We start from the raw sequence: 21,121 nt of genomic DNA on the forward strand, positions 1-21,121 counted from the left end.
GCGGCGTTCATCATTTGCTAACCATCACGGTTAACGGGCAAGCGTGATGGCGGCGATGTGGCGGCCGTAGTCGGGCTCGCGGCGATGGGTGGTGCGCCGGTAGGAATAGAAGCGCTGCGGGTCCGAATAGGTGTCGAAGCCGAGATCGTCGATCGTGCCGATGCCGGCCGCGCCGAGCCGGTGGGCGATGAAACCGGGCAGGTCGAACTGCGCGTGGTCGGGCTTTCCCGCAACGAAGAAGCGGGAATAGGCGGGGTCGGAAGCAAGGAACTGATCGACGAAGGCGGTCGAGACCTCGTAGCTCGGCTGGCGGATCAGCGGGCCGATGGCGGTCCGGATCCGCTCGCGTGCGGCGCCGAGCCGCTCCATCGCCTCGATGGTCGATTCCAGCACGCCGCCCAGCGCGCCCTTCCAGCCGGCATGGGCGGCTCCGACGACGCCGGCCTCGGCATCGGCGAACAGCACGGGTCCGCAATCGGCGGCCGCGACGCCGCAGGCGATGCCGGGCACGCGGGTCACCACGGCATCGGCACGCGGCCGGTCGCCGCCGTCATGCGGCTTTTCGGCGACGATGACGTTGGGCGAGTGGATCTGGAAACAGGAAATCAGCGCGTTCTCGGCGACGCCGAGGGCCTCGGTCATCCGGCGGCGGTTTTCGCGTACATGCTCGGGCACGTCGTTGGAGCCGATGCCGGCATTGAGCGAGCCATAGATGCCCTCGGAGACGCCGCCTTCGCGGGTGAAGAAGGCATGGCGAATGCCGGGCAGGGCGGCGAGGGCGGAAGAGGACACGAGCATGGCGGGACCAAATCCGCTTCGCGCTCAGCTGTCAAACGCCGGGACGATCACATCGGCTGAATGGATAACGAGGGCCTTGAACAAGGACCCCATTCCCGTCGGTGCCGGGTCTATCAGCCGCTCGACGGCCGCCTTCAGGCCGACCAGGGCCCCGGGATTGGCCTTGGCCAGGGCTTCCGCGCGCGGCTGTAGCCCGAGCCGGAACAAAAAGTCGCGCTGGGTGACGATGGCGCTCGCCCGAAGGCCGTGAGCGGCGGCCTGCCGGCCAAGCGCTTCGAAATCGACATGGGCGGTGAGATCGGCCTCGCCCGGTTCGGCCAGCGGATCGACGAAGCCATGGGCCTGGACCGCCTGCAGGGTTTCGCCATGGGCCGGGCGGGCGTGGCCATAATCGATGAACAGGGCGGCCAGCGGTCCGGTCGCACGGCGTTCGCCGAGCGCGGCGGCAAGGCTCGGGAAGGACGGGCAGATCTCGACCACGGCGCCGGCGGTCGCCTGGCGCAGCCCGGCCGGGATCAGCGCCGGTGGGACCGGATCGGGTGCCAGCCCGAAAGCGAGCTTGTCATCGACCAGGCCGACCACGCGTTCGCGCCAGCCCCTGTCGGTCATGACGAACTGGCGGATCGGCAGGGCATCGAGAAATTCATTGGCGATCAGGACGGCCGGGCCGGGCGGCACGGTGGCGAGATCAGCATGCCAGTTGGCCTCGATCCCGGCGGCGGCCATGGCCTTGCGCTGGCGGGCGATGAGCACCGGCGAAGTCTCGACCAGGTGAAGGTCGATGGCGGCGCGGAAATCCGGCGCGGCGCGGATCGCACGGACCAGGTCCTGCATCAGCGTGCCGCGGCCCGGTCCGCATTCGATCAGGCGCAGGCGGGGCGGGCGGCCCATCGCCTCCCAGGTCGCGGCCGCCCAGGCGCCGATCAATTCACCGAAAACCTGACTGATTTCGGGCGCGGTAATGAAGTCGCCGCGCGCGCCCAGCGGGTCGCGCGTCATGTAATAGCCGTAGCGCGGGTGACCGAGGCAAAGCGCCATGTAGCGGTCGAGGGGCATCGGGCCTTCGGCCGCGATCAGCGCGGCGATCTCGGCGCCGAGCGCGGTCATTGCGGCTGGCGGCGGGCGCGCAGGACCAGCCAGAGGCCCACCAGGATGGCCGGGATCGACAGGAGCTGGCCCATGGTGGCGCCGGCGAACAGGAAACCCAGCTGGGGGTCCGGCTGGCGGAACAATTCGCCGAAGGAGCGGGCGAGCCCGTAGCCGATGCCGAAGCAGCCGGCCATGAAGCCCGGTCGCTTGAGGCCGCCGGAGCGGGCGATCAGCAGCAGCACGACGAACAGCAGAAGCCCTTCGGTGGTCGCCTGGTAGAGTTGGCTCGGATGGCGCGGGTCGGGCCCGGCGCCGGGAAAGATCACGCCCCAGGGCATATCGGTGACCCGGCCCCAGAGCTCGCCATTGATGAAATTGGCCAGCCGGCCGAGCATGATGCCGATCGGGGCGACCACCGCGGCGACGTCGATCAGGCTGAGGAAGGGGACCTTGTTCTTGCGCGCGAAGATGAACAGGCCGACCACCACGCCGACAATACCGCCATGGAACGCCATGCCGCCGTGCCAGACCGCGATCATCTCCGCGGGATTGGCCAGGTAATAGTTGAAATTATAGACCAGCACGAAGGCGAGCCGGCCGCCGAGAATGCCGGCGAGTGCGGCCCAGACGATGGCGTCGTCGATCAGCGCGGGATCGAAGGGCGAGGTGCCGCCGCGCCACAGCGAGGCGGTCGCGACCAGCCGCTTGGCCAGCCACCAGCCGAGGAAGAAGCCGGCGATATAGGCGAGCGCGTACCAGCGGATCGCGAAGGGCCCGACCTGGATCAGGACGGGATCGAAGGCGGGGAACATGATCGCGGAAACCGGCATGGCGCGGGTTTGCCCGGCGCGGGGAGCGCGTGTCAAGCGGCAGTCGAGGTCTCACGAACTCTTGCGCCGGTCTCTTGCACTCGTCGTCGAAGCTCCCCATACCCATGGCTAGCCTGGAGAGACGCCATGACCCAGACCACCGATCGCATCGCAGACGAGTTCGCCAAGTTCATGACCGACGCAGCCGGGCTTGCCCAGGGCTTCAAGCGCGAAGCCGATACTTTCGTGAAGACCCAGGCCGAGCGCCTGCTGCGCGACCTCGACCTGCCGACCCGCGAGGAGTTCGAGGTGGTGCGCGACATGGCGGTGAAGGCGCGCGAGGAGAACGAGGCGCTCAAGGCGCGGCTCGACGCGCTCGAGGCCGGCCTCGCCAAGGATGCGACAAGCGCCAAGAGCAAGTAACTCCCAGGAGCAAATGGCGGGCGCGGCGACGTCTCCGGCCCGCCGGCGGTCGCGAAGATCATTGCCGCGGAAGCCTTTCGCGCTGCTCGCCTGGCCCGTATCGGGGCCGCGGCAACCGCTATCCGCGACCTGGCATGCGGGAATCGCTAGCTGCGCCGTGCCGCATCGCTGAGGGCGGCCACGACGATCTGCGGCGCGGTCGCGACGATGATCATACCGATCAGGCCAATGGTCTCGATCAAGGTGAGTGGCGCCCGCGGGAACAGGGCGCCGGCTTGCTCGAGCGTGCCCCAGCCCCAGGCCAGCAGCGCGCCCATGGCGGCGTAGGCGATGAAGGCCAGGATCACCCGTGCCAGCCGGCCCCAGGTGAAGCCCCAGGACCAGTCGACGATCATGCGGGCGAGCCCGGTGACCAGGCCGAGCATGACCCCCGATATGGCGCCGCCGAGCAACAGGCCGGCATCGACGCCGGTGATACGGGCGTCCAGGAGGGAGAAGCCGCCGCCCATGAAGCCCGGCCGCGCGATGATGCCGCCGAAGGTCGGATATAGGGCTGCGGCGAGCAGCAGGGCGAGGGCTGGAATCAACAGCAGGAGGCGCATCAGGATATTGGGGCGATGCGCGAGGATCGCGACGACCAGGACGCGAACCAAAACGAAGATGACGGCGAAGGCCAGGGCCGGGAAGCGCTCGGCGAAGAAGCCGAGGATCAGATAGGGGCTGCCGACCGCCGTCTCGATCGAGCGGGCGGTGGTGCCGGTGGCATAGGTGGCGATGATGGCGCCAAGCGTCACGACAAGCGGCGCGAGCGCGCCGATGGCCGCCCGTCGATCGATCCCGGCCATGGCCAGCTCCCCCGGATACACGCCCTGGATGTGGAGCCTAGCAGGCCGGCGGGGCGGATGGGAATCCTAGGAGAGGCCCTAGGGTCGATCGTCGATCGACCCCGGGGCAGATCGCGATGAGATCAGCCCGGCCAGCGCTGGGCCTTGGACACCAGGAAGTCGCGGAAGACCTGGACGCGGGCGACCGATTTCAGCTCTTCCGGATAGACGAACCAGGCATCGAGCACCGGCATTTCTTCCTCGTCGAGGATCTGGACGAGCCCCGAGCCGTCGCTCACCAGATAGTCGGGCAGGACGGCGATGCCGATGCCGCGCTCGACGGCCGAGACCAGGCCGACAATGTTGTTCATCGTCATGGCGAAGGGACGCGGCGCCAGGCCGTTGCGGCCGGCGGTCGACAGCCAGGTGACGTTCTGCATGTAGTTCGGCGCACGTCCGCCGAAGGCCAGGATGCGATGGCCGTCGAGGTCGAGGCCGCTCTTCGGCGTGCCGTGGCGCTTCAGATAGTCGGACGAGGCATAGGCGTGGAACTTGATCTGGAACAGCTTGCGCTGGATCAGGTCCGGCTGCACCGGCTGGCGGACGCGAATGCCGACATCGGCCTCGCGCATCGACAGATCGAGCTCCTCGTCGGTGAGGATCACCTTGATCTGGATGTCGGGATAGAGGTCGAGGAACTCGCCGAGGCGGGGCGCGAGCCAGGCGGTGCCGAGGCCGACCGTGGTGGTCACCTTGAGCTCACCGTGCGGGCGCTCCTTGGAATCGGTCAGCTTGATCTTGGCGCTTTCGAGCTTCATCAGCACGTCTTGCGCGGTATGGTAGAGGAGCTCGCCCTGTTCGGTCAGCACCAGCCCACGGGCATGGCGGTGGAACAGCGGAACCTTCAGGTCCTGCTCCAGCGAGGAAACCTGCCGGGATACCGCCGACTGGGACAATCCGAGCGTATCGGCGGCATGGGTAAAACTGCCGGCGGCGGCGGCCGCGTGAAAAATCCGCAACTTGTCCCAATCCATGGGCTTTCTCCCTCGGGCTGGGTGCTGGCTGACTTATTCTGCGGCTTGGCGGATTGTCGCGTGGTGGGCGAGAAACCGTTCTGCTTCGAGGGCGGCCATGCATCCCATGCCGGCGGCGGTGACCGCCTGGCGATAGATGTCATCGGTGACGTCGCCGGCGGCGAATACGCCGGGAACGTCGGTGGCGGTGGAATCGGGCGCCGTCCACAGATAGCCCGACGGCTTCTGCTTCAGCTGCCCGATGAAAAGCTCGACGGCGGGCGCATGGCCGATGGCGACGAACACGCCGTCCACCTTGCGTTCGTCGATGGCGCCGGTGCGCAGGTTCTTCAGCCGCGCATGGGTGACCGCGGTCGGACTGTCTTTTCCGCGGATCTCCTCGATCACCGAATCCCAGACGACCTCGATCTTGGGATGGGCGAACAGCCGTTCCTGCAGCATCTTTTCGGCCTTGAAGGCGTCGCGCCGGTGGACGACGGTGACCTTGGAGGCGAAATTGGTCAGGAACAGCGCCTCTTCGACCGCGGTATTGCCGCCGCCGACGACCAGCACGTCCTTGTTGCGGTAGAAGAAGCCGTCGCAGGTCGCGCAGGCCGACACGCCGAAGCCGCGGAAGGTCTGTTCGGACGGCAGATCCAGCCATTTGGCTTGGGCGCCGGTGCAGACGATCAGGGCGTCGGCGGTATAGCTCGCCCCCGATTCGCAATCGATCCGGAACGGCCGTGACTTCAAATCGACCTTGCTGACCTGGTCGGACATGATGCGCGTGCCGACATGCTCGGCCTGCTTCTGCATCTGCTCCATGAGCCAGGGGCCCTGAATCACGTCGGCAAAGCCCGGATAATTCTCGACATCGGTCGTGATGGTCATCTGCCCGCCGGGCTGGATTCCCTGGATCATGACCGGCTTCAGCATGGCACGGGCCGCATAGATCGCAGCCGTGTAGCCAGCGGGACCGGAACCAATGATGACGACGCGTTCGTGTTGGACGCCCATAGCGGACTCCGGGCCGATCTGTGGGGACGGATGAGGAGAAACAGGACGCGAGTCCGTAAGAACCCTATACTGTTATAGCCATGCGCCCGGCGCAAGGCTCGTCTGGTGATTTTAGCTGATAGCGCGGATTTGTTTGATGAATAGGTCGTGCTCCCGGGCGTCTCGCGGCGCCCGGGTGAAAGCCTGTTCGGCTCTGGCTTTGGCCGGTTTCAGGGACTGCCGGGGCGTGCGGCCTCAGGCCGCGCGCCCGGTGATGAAGCGGACGAATTTCTTGAACTTGCTCGAGCGGGCGTGGCGGCCCTGTTCGTGGTCGACGACCGCCTGGCTGGTCACCCAGTTCATCTGGATGGCGCGGCGCTTGCCGGCGAAGGGCTCGTGGCCGTGCCAGGATTTGTCCGAGCGCTTGAACACCAGGAGCGTGCCGCCATCGGGCGGGATCTCGGCGGCGAAGTCATTGAGGTCGCTGCCGTTGTTCAGCACCCGCAGCCGGCCACCGTCGGAATCCCAAGCATCGTTCATATAGAGCAGAACGGTGATGATCTTGGTCTCGGAATCGGTGTGGATCTTGCCGTCGGTCGCCCGGGTGAAGCCACGCACCGTATACATGGTCGGCTTGCCGGCGAGGTCGACGCCGAACTTTTCCTCGACCGCCTTGCGGAACGGCGCCTGATCGAGCTCGGCCATGAGGCCGGCGAAGTCGCCCTTGATGGTCAGGACCGAGGGGGGATGGGATCCCGGGCCCGGCACGTCGGGATAATCCTTCAGGACGTCCTGAAGCCGTTCGGGGCGGACGAAATTGCGGACCACCACATAGTCGTAAGGGGCGGTCTCGGCGGGCGTCGCGCGGAAACGCTCAATATCAATGAAGCTCATCTGAGGGTCTCTCGATCTCGATCAATGGCCCAACATATGAGGTCTCGCGCGTCGTCTGTCCATGTGGCGGCCCGCACAACAGAACCGTTCTCGACTGGCGGGGCTGTTATCGATGCCGGCGGCGGTTCTGGTGTCGTGGCCGCAACAGTGTCGTTGCGCATGGCACGGCTGACGCGAAATTTTGTTGCGCGCGGCATCCGGCTGGGCTATCCGGCAAGCCTGTTCCTGCCCCTTCCCAGACATTGGAGACGCGCCCCGTGAAGGCCCGCCTGGACGCGATCGATTGGAAGATTCTTAGGGAATTGCAGGCCGACGGGCGCATCACCAATGTCGAATTGGCAAGCCGCGTCGGCATTTCCGCGCCGCCATGCCTGAGGCGGGTGCGCGCGCTCGAGGAGATGGGCGTCATCACCGGCTACCGGGCGCTGGTCGCCGGCGCCAAGCTCGGCTACGGCGTGACGGTTTTCGCGATGGTCCACCTGGCGAGCCAGGCCGAAGCCGACCTCAACGGCTTCGTGGCGAAGGTGCGCGGCTGGCCGATCGTGCGCGAGTGCCACACCGTGTCGGGCGATTTCGATTTCGTCATGAAATGCGTGGCGCCCGATCTCGCGAGCTTCCAGTCTTTCGTCGGCGAACTGACGGCAACCCCCAATGTCCGCAACGTCCGCACCGTCCTGACCCTGAACCAGGTGAAGGACGAGGCCGCCGTGCCGATGGAGATCGCGCCGGCCGGCTGACCGCCGCGCGGCCTCGAAGCATGGGCGCCCCCCTTGATGACGACATTTTCCTCCTCCACCGGCACGCGTCTTTCGCTGCCGCTTCCCGATGGAACCTTGTCCGGCCTGCGCTGGGGGGCGGAGAAGAGCTCGCCCGATCTGCTGTTTCTCCATGCGACCGGCTTCAACGCCCAGACCTACGCTCCGCTGCTCGACCCGCTGAGCGCGTCTTATTCCATCATGGCGCTGGACCAGCGCGGCCACGGCTTCTCCGACCTGCCGACCGATCCGCAGGGGATCGTCGACTGGATGCCCTATGCACGCGACCTGATGCTGGTTCTCGACCGGTTGGTGCCTGAGGGCGCCAGGCCGCTGGTGCTTGCCGGCCACTCGATGGGAGCGATCGTTTCGTTGCTGGCGGCGGTGGGCCGGCCACGCGCGGTGCGCGGACTGGTCCTGCTCGATCCGGTGATGATGAGCCCGCTCCTGAGGCTTGCGACCTATACGCCCTGGGGGCGCGCCAAGTTCAAGAATTTCAGCCTCGCGGTCGGCGCCGCCAAGCGCCGGGCGGTGTTCGGCTCGAAGCAGGAAGCGGTCGAGACCTACCGGACCCGCAAAGCCTTCCAGAGTTGGCAGCCGGGCTTTCTCGAGGCCTATGTCGATGGCGGCTTCGTCGCCGATGCTGAGGGGGTGCGGCTCGCCTGCGCGCCGATCTGGGAATCGGCGACCTTCTCGTCGCACCGGCACAATTCCTGGGGGGCGCTGAAGCGGGCCCGGATGCCTGTTCACCTGATGGCCGCCGCCCACGGATCGACCGTCACCGGCGGTATCGGCAAGGTGCGCCGCGCCGCGCCGCAGGTCGAGACCGAGGTGGTCGCGGGCACCAGCCACTTCTTTCCGATGGAGCGCCCCGACCACGTCCGGGCGGCGCTGGAGGCCATGCTCGCGAAGACGTGAAGACCGGACAGCCCAATGTGACCGGCCACGTCAGGTCGGGGCAAGCCCGGTTCGTGCTAAGAAGGGGATGGGCTTGCATCAAAGCCTGTCACATCCCTTTCTTGACCGTTTGGCGGCATGTCCGGCACGACTCCATTCGCAACCTGGTTCTGGCGCGGCACCCCTTCGGCGGCCGGCGGACGGATTGCGCGTGATCCGCGCGTCGATGTCTTCCGCGGCCTGGCGCTGCTCGTCATCTTCATCGACCATGTGGCCGGCAACTGGCTGACGCGCGTGACGCCGTCGGCGATGGGGCTTTCCGACGCCGCCGAATATTTCGTCCTGCTCGCCGGCTTTTCGGCGGCGATCGCCTATGGCGCGGTGATGGACGAGCGCGGGCTGCTGACCGGCTCGGCCCATGTCGTGGCGCGCATCTGGCGGCTCTACACCGCCCATCTCGGCCTGTTCGTGTTCATGGCGGTCGCCGTGGCCCTGATGGCGGTGAAGGTCGGCAACCCGCTCTATTACGAACACGTCGCGATCCTGCCCTTCTTCCAGGACCCGGCCAATTCCATCCTGGAAATGGCGGTTCTGCTGTTCCTGCCCAATTATCTCGACATCCTGCCGCTCTATATCGTGCTGCTCGCCATGTTGCCGGCGCTGTGGGTCCTGGCGCGCGTCGCGCCGGCGCTGGCGGTGGCGGCCTCCGTGGCGCTCTATGTCGCGGCCTGGATGCTCGAGCTCGCCATTCCCAATGTGCCGACCGGCGGTGTCTGGTTCTTCAATCCGTTCGCTTGGCAGCTGATCTTCACGATCGGCCTGGTGGCCGGTCACGCCTCGCTGCACGGCGTCGGCCTGTCGCGATCGCGCCTGGTGCTGGCCGCGGCGCTGGCGATGGTGGCGTTCGGCCTGGTCAATGCCGCGCCCTGGGCCTTTATCCCGGGGCTGGAGAACCTGACTTTGCCGGATCTCTGGCGGCTCGACCCCGACAAGACCAACCTGTCGCCCTGGCGGCTCGCCCACGCCGTGGCGCTGGCCTATCTCGTCGCCCGTTTCGTGCCGGTGGATGCCCACTGGATGACCAGCCGGATCGGCCGGCTGCTCGACGATTGCGGCCGCCATTCGCTGCCGCTGTTCTGCCTCGGGGTGATCCTGTCGCTGCTCGGCACCTTCGTGTTTTTCGAGATCGGCCGCGGCGCCGCGATGCAGATCGCGGTGAATCTGGTCGGCTTGGGGCTTTTGTTTGCATCCGCTCGTGTGCTTCAATGGTATAAGGTAGCAGCAGCCAAGACGCCGGCCATCCGGACGGCAGCCCTGAGCGAGGCCCGAAACCATTGATCCATGCCAAGGCCCGGAGCTTGCTTGCGGCGGTCGTGATCGCCGGGTTCTCGACCGTGCTCGCCGGCGCCGCCGAAGATCAGGTGGCGGCCGGGCGTTCGCGTTGCGCCGTCAGTGGCGAGTTGCGCGCCTTTACCCAGGACCTGCCGAACGCCCGTGCGGCGCTGCGCGAGGGCCGGACGCTGACCATCGTGGCGCTCGGCTCCTCGTCGACCCAAGGGGTGGGCGCCACTTCGCCCGAGACCAGCTATCCGGCCGTGCTGCAGGCGGAACTGACGCGGCTTCTGCCGGGCCACGACATCAAGGTGATCAACCAGGGTGTCGGCGGCAATTCGGCCCTGCAGATGTTTCATCGCATGGATGACGACGTCCTCGAGGAGAGCCCGTCGCTGGTGATCTGGCAGACCGGCGTCAACGACGCGATCCAGGACATCGGCATCGACCGCTTCAAGCGGATCCTGCGCAAGGGCATCGTCAAATTGCGCGAAGCCGGCACGGATGTGGTGTTCATGGATCACCAGCCGGTGCCGCGGGTGGAGCGCTATCCGCTGTACCACGACTATCTGATGGCGCTGCGCGAGGTCGCGGCCGAGACCCGCACGCCGGTCTATCGGCGCTTCGACGTGATGGCGGAGCTGTTGCGCGACGGACGGCTGCGCAACGACGAGATCTTTTCCGCCGATTCGCTGCACATGGTCGACGGCGGCTATTTCTGCGTCGGCACGACGCTCGCCCGGACCATCGCCGAGAAACTGTCGCCGAGGGCGGCCGAAGCGGTCCGGTGAGGCCGGCGCCCCAGTGCGATCCAAGGCCGGCCGGCATGATCCCGGCAAAGCATCCGGCACGTCCTCCCGTCCGTGACACCGATCGCGGCCCTGTGGCCAAGCTGGCGCTCGCGGCTTCCCTTGGCGGGAAAAGCCGTCTATAGGGGCGCCTTAATCACGCGACCCGACTTGGATACGGGTGTGCGGTTGCGGGAGGCTGGCTCGATCACATGAGTCCGGCCTCTTTTTTTGCGCCGCGCGTCCTTAGCCGCCAGCGAGCCTTAACAGGGCCGGAGAACCATGCCGAAAAGAACCGACATCTCCTCGATCCTGATCATCGGCGCCGGCCCCATCGTCATCGGTCAGGCCTGCGAGTTCGACTATTCGGGCACCCAGGCGGTGAAGGCGCTCAAGGAAGAGGGCTATCGAATCGTCCTGGTCAATTCGAATCCGGCCACGATCATGACCGATCCCGATCTGGCCGATGCGACCTATATCGAGCCGATCACGCCGGAAGTGGTGGCGAAGATCATCGAGAAGGAGCGCTATGCGATCCCCGGTGGTTTCGCGCTGCTGCCGACCATGGGCGGCCAGACCGCGCTGAACACCGCGCTCAAGCTCGCCGAGATGGGCGTCCTGGAGAAATTCGACGTCGAGATGATCGGCGCCAAGGCCGATGCCATCGACAAGGCCGAGAACCGCGAGCGGTTCCGCCAGGCCATGGCCAAGATCGGCCTCGCCACGCCGAAGAGCCATGTCGTGCAGACGCTCGGCCATGCCCTCGACGTGCTCGACGATATCGGCCTGCCGACCATCATCCGGCCGTCATTCACGCTCGGCGGCACCGGCGGCGGCATCGCCTATAACAAGGCCGAATTCATCGAGATCTGCGAGCGCGGCCTGGATGCCTCGCCGACCAACGAGATCCTGGTCGAGGAATCGGTGCTCGGCTGGAAGGAATTCGAGATGGAGGTCGTGCGTGACACGGCCGACAACGCCATCATCATCTGTTCGATCGAAAATCTCGATCCGATGGGCGTGCATACCGGCGATTCGATCACCATCGCGCCGGCGCTGACGCTGACCGACAAAGAATATCAGATGATGCGCGACGCCTCGATCGCCGTGCTGCGCGAGATCGGCGTCGAGACCGGCGGCTCGAACGTCCAGTTCGCGGTCAATCCGGAAGACGGCCGGCTGGTCGTCATCGAGATGAATCCGCGCGTGTCGCGCTCCTCGGCGCTGGCCTCCAAGGCGACCGGTTTCCCGATCGCCAAGGTCGCCGCCAAGCTCGCCGTCGGCTATACGCTGGACGAGGTCCGGAACGACATCACCGGCGGCGCCACGCCGGCCTCGTTCGAGCCGACCATCGACTATATCGTCACCAAGGTGCCGCGTTTCGCCTTCGAGAAATTCCCGGGCGCCGATCCGGTGCTGACCACCTCGATGAAGTCGGTCGGCGAGGTCATGGCGATCGGCCGCACCTTCCAGGAATCGCTGCAGAAGGCCATGCGCGGCCTGGAAACCGGCCTGACCGGCCTCGATGAGATCGAGATCGAGGGCCTGGGCAAGGGCGACGACAAGAATGCGATCCGCGCGGCGCTCGGCACGCCGACGCCGGACCGGCTGCTCAAGGTCGTGCAGGCCATGCGGCTCGGCATCTCCAATGACGAGATCCATTCCTATTGCCGCATCGATCCCTGGTTCCTCGCGCAGATCCGCGGCATCGTCGACAAGGAAGCCGAGATCCGCGCCAAGGGCGTGCCGGTGACGGCCGGTGCCTTCCGCAGCCTGAAGGCCATGGGCTTTTCCGACGCGCGGCTGGCGGTGCTCACCCACAAGACCGAGGCCGAGGTCTCCAAGGCGCGCCGGGCGCTCGACGTCCGGCCGGCCTATAAGCGCATCGACACCTGCGCCGCAGAATTCGCCTCGCCCACGGCGTACATGTACTCGACCTATGAGATGCCCTTCGCCGGTCAGGTCGCCGACGAGGCGCGGCCGACCGACCGCACCAAGGTGGTCATTCTGGGGGGCGGTCCGAACCGCATCGGCCAGGGCATCGAATTCGACTATTGCTGCTGCCATGCCTGTTTCGCGCTCGCCGATGCGGGCTATGAAACCATCATGATCAACTGCAATCCGGAGACGGTGTCGACCGACTACGACACCTCCGACCGGCTCTATTTCGAATCGCTGACGGCGGAAGACGTCATCGAGATCCTCGAGCGCGAGAAGACCAACGGCACACTGAAAGGCGTGATCGTGCAGTTCGGCGGCCAGACGCCGCTGAAACTCGCCCGCGCGCTGGAAGAGGCGAGGATCCCGATCCTCGGCACCTCGCCGGATGCCATCGACCTCGCCGAGGATCGCGACCGGTTCAAGCGGCTGCTCGACAAGCTCGGCCTGAAGCAGCCGAAGAACGGCATCGCCTATTCGGTCGAGCAGGCCCGCCTGATCGCCGCCGAGCTCGATTTCCCGCTGGTCGTGCGGCCGTCCTATGTGCTCGGTGGCCGCGCCATGCAGATCATTCACGAGGAGAGTCAACTCGGCGACTACCTGCTCGGCACGCTGCCGGAGCTGGTGCCGGCCGACGTCAAAGCGCGCTATCCCAACGACAAGACCGGCCAGATCAACACGGTGCTGGGCAAGAATCCGCTCCTGTTCGACCGCTATCTGTCGGATGCGATCGAGGTGGACGTCGATTGCCTCGCCGACGGCAAGACCACCTATGTCGCGGGAATCATGGAGCATATCGAGGAAGCCGGCATCCATTCCGGCGACTCGGCCTGCTCACTGCCGCCCTATTCGCTGTCGGCCGAGACCATCGCGGAGCTCGAGCGCCAGACCAAGGCGCTGGCGGTGGCACTCGAGGTCGGCGGCCTGATGAACGTGCAATACGCCATCAAGGACGGCGATCTCTATGTGCTCGAGGTCAACCCGCGCGCGTCGCGCACGGTGCCCTTCGTCGCCAAGGTGATCGGCGAGCCGATCGCCAAGATCGCCTCGCGTGTCATGGCCGGCGAGAGCCTGGCCTCGTTCGGGCTGCAGCCGAAGGTGCTCAAGCATATGGGCGTCAAGGAAGCGGTGTTCCCGTTCGCCCGTTTCCCCGGCGTCGACGTCCTGCTCAGCCCGGAAATGAAATCGACCGGCGAGGTGATGGGTCTCGACCGCACCTTCCCGGTGGCCTTCGCCAAGAGCCAGCTCGGCGCCGGCACCAAGGTGCCGACCGGGGGCACCGTCTTCGTTTCGGTGCGCGATCAGGACAAGCCGCGCATCCTGGACGCGATTCGTTCACTGCACGATCTCGGTTTCAAGATCATCGCGACCTCGGGCAATCAGCGCTTCTTCGCCGAGCAGGGCGTGCCCTCGGTCAAGATCAACAAGGTGCTGGAAGGCCGGCCGCATATCGTCGATGCGATCAAGAACGGCGGCGTGCAACTGGTGTTCAATACCACCGAAGGGGCGCAGGCGCTGGCCGACTCGCGGTCCCTGAGGCGCGCTGCCCTCTTGCAGAAGGTGCCTTACTACACCACTCTGGCAGGAGCGATCGCGGCCGCGCAGGGCATCAAGGCCTATCTCGAGGGTGACCTCGAGGTGCACGCGCTGCAAAGCTATTTCGACCGTTCCTGACGCAGTCGGGTTATAGTCGGAAGACAGAAGTTTGCGTCATATTTGGAAGGCTCGCGTGGTCGGCGTCCTCGGCCCGCGAGCCCCTTTTTCGTTATTGAAAGGTCAGGGCGGACATCATGGACAAGATCCCGATGACCATCGGCGGCTTCGCCAAGCTCGAAGCGGAATTGAAGCAGCGCCAACAGATCGAGCGTCCGCGCATCATCGCGGCGATCTCCGAGGCGCGCGCCCATGGCGATCTCTCCGAGAATGCCGAATATCATTCGGCCAAGGAACAGCAGTCGCATAACGAGGGCCGAATCGTCGAACTCGAGGCGACGATCACCCGCGCCGACGTCATCGATGTGACGAAACTGTCGGGCGATACCGTCAAATTCGGCGCCACCGTCAAGCTCATCGACGAGGACACCGAAGAGGAGAGGGTCTGGCAGATCGTCGGCGACAGCGAAGCCGATGCCAAGGCCGGCCGCATCTCGATTTCCTCGCCGCTGGCGCGCGCGCTGATCGGCAAGAAGGCCGGCGTCAGTGTCGAGGTGACGACCCCGAAGGGCGCCAAGAGCTATGAGGTCGTCGAGGTGAAGTGGGGCTGAGCCGCGAACGGCTCACATCCGCCATCCCGTCGCCGGTCTTGAAGTCCGGACCGTTTCATGGCCTCTACCGGCATGGGGGCTGACGAACGGGATTGATATCATGCCGCCTTCCGTCTTTTTTCGCGCCGCGGTCGTTGCCGCGGCGCTCGTTTTTCCGGTTGCGGCCTCCGGTCCGGCCCAGGCGCAGGCGCCCGCCGCGACTTCGCCGGCCGCTGCTCCTCCGGCCTCGATCGAGGCCGGCGGAAGCGACCTGCAGGCGGCCATCGCCAAGTCCAATGCCTATACGGCGCTGATGAACCGCACGCTGCGGGCGATCCAGTCCTGGGAGCGCTATCGCAGCTGGGTCGACATGAGCCGCGGGCCGACCGGGCGCGAGCGCTATATCTCCTATGGTCTCTACAGCCTCTACGACGTCGCCGGCGAAATCAGCCGGGCCGAGGCGGCCACGGCGCGCGAACCGGTCATGCCGGAGCTCGACCAGACTGTCGGACGCTATATCCAGGCCTATCAGGCGCTGGCGCCGCTGATCACCCGCGCCGAGCGCTATTACGAGCGCAAGGACTATCGCGACGACAACCTGGCCGAGGGGCGCGACCTGCATGCCCGCATGGTTCCGGCGGCTGAAGCCTTCCTGCGGGAACGGGCGGCGCTGGATGCTCAGATGCGCAGCTTCAAGAGTGATCTCGACGGGCGCGAACTGGCGGCCATCGAGAAGCGCGAGGGACGCTCGGCGCGCTGGCAGGTGCGCAACATCATGATCCAGGCGCGGGCGGTGATGGACCTGATGCCGAGCAATGAACGGCCGATCGTCGACCTCAAGGCGTTCGATGCGGAGATCGCGCGCTATGCCGCCGCGGTGCGCGAGATGGATCGCTTCAAGGAGGCGAATCCCTCCGGCGTCCCGATGATCGAAAGCCAGGCCAGCTCCTGGCTCGGCAAGCTCAGGGACTTCCGCGACAAGCTGGCGCGGTCACGTGGCGATGTCCGTCGTGGCGCCGCCAATGACGCCAATTGGCTGGTCAATTCCTACAACACCATGGTGTCGCTCGCCGATACCGCCATGCGCCTGCCGCGCTGAGGCGGGTCTCGGCGGCAGAGCCGTAAGAGGGTTGCGACAAAACGCCCGGCGCCGAGAGGCGGCCGGGCGTTTGAAGATCGGGTCAATGCGCCGGGGCGTGGCCGGCAACGAGGGGCGAATCAGCCGCCGAGCAATTGCTTCACGGCTGGCGAGGCCTTGCCGAAATCCATGCGTCCGGCGAAACGGGTTTTCAATTCGCCCATCACCTTGCCCATGTCCTTGAGCCCGCTTGCGCCGATCTCGGCGATGACGCCGGCTATCGCGGCCTTGGCCTCGGCCTCGTCCATCTGCTGGGGCAGGAAGGCCGCGATTACGGCGATCTCGTCATTTTCCTGCTGCGCCAGCTCGGCACGGCCGCCTTCGGCATAAAGCCTGGCGCTTTCCTGGCGCTGTTTGATCATCTTCTGCAGCAATTGCAGAATGTCGTCGTCGCTGAGCGGATCCTTGCCGAGGCCGCGCGCCTCGATGTCCTTGTCCTTGAGGGCGGCCTGAATCAGGCGAATGGTCGACAGGCGAAGCTTCTCGCCGGCCTTCATTGCCACCTTGAGGTCGTTCGTGAACTGGTCGCGCAGCATGGCGGTCTCCGGGTCGGGGAGGCGATCGGCGGCAGGCTGCCGGAACGGCTCTCCCATGAGGCCTAAGCCTCTGAATTTTCTTTCAGAAATTTCCCCGCGAGCGGGCCGCAATGTTCCCGCGCAGGGTTGACGAAGAGATCGTCCGACCTTAACTGTCTCGGCAGATCCCGCGCCGGGCGAGCCCCGGCGCTCGCGCGCGGTCGGTGCCCGTCTCGCGGGGGCTTTCGGGCCTTCGTCCAGCGCGCTTGCAACGAGCCTGATAGACGAACCATGACCGACACTCAAGATCGCGCCGCCAAGACGGCCACGACCACGACCACGGCCGGCTGGACCGAGCCCAAGGCCACAGCCCTTCTGGTGCTGGCCGACGGCACGGTGATCGAAGGTTTCGGCCTGGGCGCCGAGGGCGATGCCGCGGGCGAGGTGTGTTTCAACACCGCCATGACCGGCTATGAGGAAATCCTCACCGACCCGTCCTATGCCGGCCAGATCATCACCTTCACCTTCCCGCATATCGGCAATGTCGGTACCAACGAGGAAGATATCGAGACGGTCAACATGGCTGCCGCCTCGGGGGTCCGCGGCGTCGTGCTGAAGGCCGGGATCACCGATCCCTCCAACTATCGGGCGACCGCCAATCTCGACCAGTGGCTGAAGCGGCGCGGCATTGTCGGCCTGTCCGGCATCGATACCCGGGCGCTGACGGCGCTGATCCGCGACAAGGGCATGCCCAACGCGGTCATCGCCCATTCGCCGACCGGCGTGTTCGACGTCGAGGCGCTGAAGCGGAAGGCCGCCGCGCTCCATTCCATGGACGGTCTCGACCTGGTTCCCGGCGTCACCTCGAGCCAGCGCTATCCCTGGTCGGAGACCGTGTGGGTCTGGAACGAGGGTTACGGTGCCGCCGGCGAGGCGCGCCATCACGTGGTCGCGCTCGACTATGGCGTCAAGCGCAACATCCTGCGGCTTCTGGCCAATGCCGGCTGCAAGGTGACCGTGGTGCCGGCGACCGCCAGCGCCGAGGACGTCCTGGCGCTGAAGCCGGACGGCGTGTTCCTGTCGAACGGCCCGGGTGATCCCGCCGCCACCGGCATCTATGCCGTGCCGGTGATCAAGGCCGTGCTCGACCGCAAGATCCCGACCTTCGGCATTTGCCTCGGCCACCAGATGCTGGGCCTCGCCGTCGGCGCCAAGACGCTGAAGATGCACCAGGGCCACCACGGCGCGAACCACCCGGTGAAGGACCTGGACACCGGCAAGGTCGAGATCACCTCGATGAACCACGGCTTCGCGGTCGACGAGGCGACATTGCCCGGCAATGCCCGGTCGACCCATGTCAGCCTGTTCGACGGCTCCAATGCCGGCATCACCTTGACCGACCGGCCGGCCTTCTCGGTGCAATATCACCCGGAGGCGAGCCCCGGCCCGATGGACAGCCACTATCTGTTCGATCGTTTCATCGCGCTGATGGACGACGCCAAGAAGGCCTGAGGCGAGGCCGCGAACCGGGCGTTTCCGGCTGCCGGCGCGGCCTGAGTTATCCACTATATCCACAGGCTGACGTGGCAGGTGAGGTGTGCCGGGCGGCGGTCGAAAACCGTCCGTGGCATGCCGGTGCTTTGGCAAATTATCTTTTAATTACAGGGGCTTGTGACTGGCGACGCGAGGCGCTCGCGATGCCCGTGGTTGCGCGCTCAAATTTCGGCGGCACGCTTGGGATGGCGGCGGGCGGGCGCGCGCGGGATGCCGATGTGGCGGTGAGCGAAACGCGTCGTCGTCGCGGTCTTCGGTAGGAGATCGGCGGGGTGATCGGCGACCGGTCGAACACCTGCGATATCATCATCGCTGTCCGGATGGGCCGAGGGCGCGGCGGGGTTCTGGGGTCATTGGCGACCCCATCCACCATGCCAGACCGTGAAACGTCAGAGCCGGGCGATTTGGACCCGGCCGACGCCACGCTGGATCAGGCCGATATGGCGGGCGGCGCCGCGCGACACGTCGACGATGCGGCCACGGACGAAGGGGCCGCGATCGGTCACGGTCACCACGGCCGAGCGGCCGTTGGACAGGTTGGTGACCCGGATGCGGGTGCCACAGGGCAGGCTGCGATGCGCTGCCGTCATCGCTTCCGGGTTGTTGCGGGCGCCGCAGGCGGTGCGGCCGGGCAATTGATACCAGGACGCCATGCCCGTACCGGCTTCGCCGGCTTCGGCGGATGCGATGGGAGCAAATGCAAAACAAGCGGCACCGAGCGCCGCCAAGCGCTTCAAATTAGCCATCAGTGGGGAGCTCTCGTCTCGCGCGGGAGACTAACGTCTGATCCCGCGGATGGGTTCCGGCGGCGCTGAAATACATGCGCGCCACCAACGGACCCTGGTGCTCGTAGAGATGAATTGAGACGAGAATGAGGTAGGGATGAGCTGAGGCTATTGACCTAACGTCAGCTCATCAATGCTTTCACGCCCACAGCCTCTCGCTCTGGCGATCCTTGTAGAGCCCGGCGACATATTCGCCATAGCCATTGAAGACCTGGGTCGGTACGCGCCGGCCGCTGGTGCCGATGAGCTCTTCCGTCGCCTGGCTCCAGCGCGGATGGGCGACGGCCGGGTTCACATTGGCCCAGAAGCCATATTCGCTGGCCTGCATCTTTTCCCAGAAGGATACCGGGCGCTCGGCGGTGAAACTGATCCGGACGATCGATTTGACCGATTTGAACCCGTATTTCCAAGGCACGATGAGGCGCAGCGGCGCGCCGTGCTGGCGCGGCACCGGCCGGCCATAGATACCGGTCACCAGGATGGCCAGGTCGTTGGCGGCCTCGTCGATGGTCAGGGCCTCGACATAGGGCCAGGTGAACCAGACCGCCTTCTGGCCTGGCGCGACCTTTGGATCCTCGAAGGTTTCCATGCGCATATATTTGGCCGAGCCGAGCGGCTGGACCATGTCCAACAGCGCCTTGATCGGGAAGCCGGTCCAGGGAACGGTCATGCCCCAGGCTTCGACGCAGCGGAAACGATAGACCCGCTCCTCGAGCGGCATGCGGCGGATCAGTGCGTCGATGTCGATGGTCTGGGGCTTTTCGACCATGCCGTCGATCTTGACCGTCCAGGGCCGCGTCGGCAGCGCCTGGGCGGCGCGGGCGACCTGCTTGGAGGTGCCGAACTCGTAGAAATTATTGTAGTTCGAGGCGATCTCCTGCGGCGTCAGATCGCGCTCGACCGTATAGGTCTCATTGCGCTTGGCCGGGTAGAGGTCGAGGGTCGGATCGGCATCGGCCACGCGCTGGGCGCTGGCGGGCGCGCTCAAGCCGCCGACGGCAAGACCTGCCGCCGCGCCGATCAGGCTGCGTCGGTTGAGGAACAGACTTTCCGGGGTCACCAAATTTTCCGGCAATTCCCAGCCGCGCTTCGATTTGATGAGCATCGAGGTCTCCCTTCGCCAGCGGTCAAGCCTTATAGAAGCTGGCGTCCATGGACAAATCACGCTGCGGCGAGACAGGTTGCACGCCGCTGGAGGCATCATGCTTGCGCCGACCCTCGTTCCCTTTATCGGATTGGCCGCCGCGATCGTTACGACGCTCTGCTGGATTCCGCAGGCGTGGCACATCATCCGGACCCGCGACACCCGGGCGATCTCGCTGCCGGCCTATGGCGCCTTCACCGGCGGCATCCTGCTCTGGCTCGTCTACGGGTTGTCGCTCGGCGACCTGCCGCTGGTGCTGGCCAATTCGGTATCGCTGGCGCTGCAACTGACCATTGTCGGGTTGAAGCTGCGTTACGGCTGATGCTTTGGCGGCCCGGCGGCGAAATTTTCGCCGGCCTGTCGGAAAGAGCCGCTATCGTGCGCGGCGCGGTTGTTCTCGAGGGGATTGCAGGGGCGGCATGACAACGGCTTTTTCAAGCGGCATTCCCGCGCTCGATCGCTACCTTGGCGACGGCTTCGATCGGGTCAGGGGCATGTCGTCGCGCTTCTCGGCCACCATTTGCGGCCATATCATGCGCCGGCAGAGCGAAATGGGCATTCGCGGCGGCGTCGCCGAGATCGGCACTTTCGAGGGACGGTTCTTCATCGCCATGGCGCTGGCGCTTTCGCCGGGCGAGCATGCCTATGGCTTTGACCTGTTCTCCTGGCCCGACGACCAGGTGCTCGACCGGCTGATGGCGAGCGCGGCCCGGCATGGTCTGACCGCCGAACGCTTCACGCCGCGCCCCTTCGATACCGGCACGTTGACCCCCGAGGATTTCGCCGGCCTGACCGGCGGCCGGCCGCTGCGTTTCATCCATATCGACGGCGATCATTCGCCGGAGGCCTTGACCCACGACCTGGCGCTTGCCCATCACAGCCTGCATCCGCAGGGCCTGATCTGCCTCGACGACATGCTGCACCCCGGCTATCCGTTTCTGGTGGTGGCGGTGCACGACTATCTGAAGCGCCAGCCGGACATGCGGCTGATGTGCGTGATCGACCGCGAGGACATCGTCGCGGCGCCGAAATTCCTGATCTGCCGTGCCGACGCGGTCCGTCTCTATGAAAATGACCTGATGACCCGCTTCGCGCCCCAGCACTTCATCCTGGGCGGCGATGCCATGGGGCACCATTGCGTGGTGCTGACGCCGCACCCGCGCATCGCCGAGGTCTGAGCGGGGCA

At 66.0% G+C, this 21,121-nt stretch carries 21 protein-coding genes; 11 read left to right on the forward strand and 10 right to left on the reverse strand.

Annotated elements, in window-relative coordinates; all coding sequences use genetic code 11:
- Positions 1-30 precede the first annotated feature (30 nt).
- Genes pgeF through lgt form a run of 3 tightly spaced genes read right to left on the reverse strand, consistent with a single transcriptional unit; the run spans position 31 to position 2,717 of the window.
- Positions 31-798 carry a peptidoglycan editing factor PgeF gene (gene pgeF, locus AC07WJ_RS08530; RefSeq protein WP_494934132.1) on the reverse strand — a complete coding sequence of 256 codons (768 nt, stop codon included), beginning with the start codon at positions 796-798 and terminating at the stop codon, positions 31-33.
- 24 nt (positions 799-822) lie between these two features.
- Complete coding sequence (locus AC07WJ_RS08535; protein ID WP_494934133.1) at positions 823-1,905, reverse strand: class I SAM-dependent methyltransferase; 1,083 nt, start codon at positions 1,903-1,905, stop codon at positions 823-825.
- Complete coding sequence (gene lgt, locus AC07WJ_RS08540; RefSeq protein WP_494934134.1) at positions 1,902-2,717, reverse strand: prolipoprotein diacylglyceryl transferase; 816 nt, start codon at positions 2,715-2,717, stop codon at positions 1,902-1,904. The genes AC07WJ_RS08535 and lgt overlap by 4 nt, the downstream gene beginning before the upstream one ends.
- A gap of 126 nt (positions 2,718-2,843) precedes the next feature.
- Between lgt and AC07WJ_RS08545 the strand changes: the two genes are divergently transcribed.
- Positions 2,844-3,119, forward strand: a complete 276-nt coding sequence (locus tag AC07WJ_RS08545) for an accessory factor UbiK family protein (RefSeq protein ID WP_494934135.1) — start codon at positions 2,844-2,846, stop codon at positions 3,117-3,119.
- 146 nt (positions 3,120-3,265) lie between these two features.
- Here the strand turns inward: AC07WJ_RS08545 and AC07WJ_RS08550 are convergent, their stop codons facing one another.
- The 4 genes from AC07WJ_RS08550 to AC07WJ_RS08565 form a co-directional block, all read right to left on the reverse strand.
- Positions 3,266-3,964, reverse strand: a complete 699-nt coding sequence (locus AC07WJ_RS08550) for a hypothetical protein (RefSeq protein WP_494934136.1) — start codon at positions 3,962-3,964, stop codon at positions 3,266-3,268.
- 122 nt (positions 3,965-4,086) lie between these two features.
- Positions 4,087-4,977, reverse strand: coding sequence for a LysR family transcriptional regulator (locus tag AC07WJ_RS08555; RefSeq protein ID WP_494934137.1), 891 nt, complete (start codon positions 4,975-4,977; stop codon positions 4,087-4,089).
- Between the two features lie 33 nt (positions 4,978-5,010).
- A complete protein-coding gene (gene trxB, locus AC07WJ_RS08560; protein ID WP_494934138.1) occupies positions 5,011-5,973 on the reverse strand; it encodes a thioredoxin-disulfide reductase in 963 nt (320 codons plus the stop codon).
- Positions 5,974-6,207: 234 nt separating this feature from the next.
- Positions 6,208-6,846 (reverse strand): 2OG-Fe(II) oxygenase, encoded by a 639-nt coding sequence (locus AC07WJ_RS08565; RefSeq protein WP_494934139.1) that lies wholly within the window; start codon positions 6,844-6,846, stop codon positions 6,208-6,210.
- A gap of 257 nt (positions 6,847-7,103) precedes the next feature.
- Between AC07WJ_RS08565 and AC07WJ_RS08570 the strand changes: the two genes are divergently transcribed.
- The 7 genes from AC07WJ_RS08570 (at position 7,104) to AC07WJ_RS08600 (ending at position 15,898) form a co-directional block, all read left to right on the forward strand.
- Entirely contained in the window at positions 7,104-7,583 is a 480-nt protein-coding gene (locus tag AC07WJ_RS08570) for an Lrp/AsnC family transcriptional regulator (protein ID WP_494934140.1), read from the forward strand.
- A 36-nt stretch (positions 7,584-7,619) separates the two neighbouring features.
- Positions 7,620-8,519 (forward strand): alpha/beta fold hydrolase, encoded by a 900-nt coding sequence (locus tag AC07WJ_RS08575; protein WP_494934141.1) that lies wholly within the window; start codon positions 7,620-7,622, stop codon positions 8,517-8,519.
- Between the two features lie 117 nt (positions 8,520-8,636).
- Entirely contained in the window at positions 8,637-9,836 is a 1,200-nt protein-coding gene (locus tag AC07WJ_RS08580) for an OpgC family protein (protein ID WP_494934142.1), read from the forward strand.
- Positions 9,837-9,856: 20 nt separating this feature from the next.
- Positions 9,857-10,621 (forward strand): SGNH/GDSL hydrolase family protein, encoded by a 765-nt coding sequence (locus AC07WJ_RS08585; protein WP_494934143.1) that lies wholly within the window; start codon positions 9,857-9,859, stop codon positions 10,619-10,621.
- A gap of 279 nt (positions 10,622-10,900) precedes the next feature.
- Positions 10,901-14,230, forward strand: coding sequence for a carbamoyl-phosphate synthase large subunit (carB, locus tag AC07WJ_RS08590; protein ID WP_494934144.1), 3,330 nt, complete (start codon positions 10,901-10,903; stop codon positions 14,228-14,230).
- 113 nt (positions 14,231-14,343) lie between these two features.
- Positions 14,344-14,820, forward strand: coding sequence for a transcription elongation factor GreA (gene greA, locus AC07WJ_RS08595; RefSeq protein ID WP_494934756.1), 477 nt, complete (start codon positions 14,344-14,346; stop codon positions 14,818-14,820).
- Positions 14,821-14,920: 100 nt separating this feature from the next.
- Positions 14,921-15,898, forward strand: coding sequence for a YiiG family protein (locus AC07WJ_RS08600; protein ID WP_494934145.1), 978 nt, complete (start codon positions 14,921-14,923; stop codon positions 15,896-15,898).
- Between the two features lie 119 nt (positions 15,899-16,017).
- On the opposite strand, the gene AC07WJ_RS08605 is transcribed toward AC07WJ_RS08600, so the two are convergent.
- Positions 16,018-16,473: a GatB/YqeY domain-containing protein gene (locus AC07WJ_RS08605; protein ID WP_494934757.1), complete on the reverse strand. Its 456-nt coding sequence runs from the start codon at positions 16,471-16,473 to the stop codon at positions 16,018-16,020.
- Positions 16,474-16,743: 270 nt separating this feature from the next.
- Here AC07WJ_RS08605 and carA point away from each other — a divergent pair, with 270 nt between their 5' ends.
- The gene (gene carA / locus AC07WJ_RS08610; RefSeq protein WP_494934146.1) at positions 16,744-17,964 is read left to right on the forward strand and encodes a glutamine-hydrolyzing carbamoyl-phosphate synthase small subunit; all 1,221 of its coding nucleotides are present in this window, start codon (positions 16,744-16,746) and stop codon (positions 17,962-17,964) included.
- 431 nt (positions 17,965-18,395) lie between these two features.
- Here carA and AC07WJ_RS08615 read toward each other — a convergent pair whose 3' ends face one another.
- A complete protein-coding gene (locus AC07WJ_RS08615; protein WP_494934147.1) occupies positions 18,396-18,752 on the reverse strand; it encodes a septal ring lytic transglycosylase RlpA family protein in 357 nt (118 codons plus the stop codon).
- Positions 18,753-18,930: 178 nt separating this feature from the next.
- On the reverse strand, positions 18,931-19,896 hold the full coding sequence (gene msrP, locus AC07WJ_RS08620; RefSeq protein WP_494934148.1) for a protein-methionine-sulfoxide reductase catalytic subunit MsrP: 966 nt from the start codon (positions 19,894-19,896) through the stop codon (positions 18,931-18,933).
- A gap of 97 nt (positions 19,897-19,993) precedes the next feature.
- Here msrP and AC07WJ_RS08625 point away from each other — a divergent pair, with 97 nt between their 5' ends.
- Positions 19,994-20,257 carry a SemiSWEET family sugar transporter gene (locus AC07WJ_RS08625; RefSeq protein WP_494934149.1) on the forward strand — a complete coding sequence of 88 codons (264 nt, stop codon included), beginning with the start codon at positions 19,994-19,996 and terminating at the stop codon, positions 20,255-20,257.
- Positions 20,258-20,354: 97 nt separating this feature from the next.
- Positions 20,355-21,113 carry a class I SAM-dependent methyltransferase gene (locus AC07WJ_RS08630; protein WP_494934150.1) on the forward strand — a complete coding sequence of 253 codons (759 nt, stop codon included), beginning with the start codon at positions 20,355-20,357 and terminating at the stop codon, positions 21,111-21,113.
- The last annotated feature ends 8 nt before the right edge of the window (positions 21,114-21,121 follow it).

The organism is Phreatobacter sp. GW821-FHT04C01 (genome assembly GCF_059420385.1).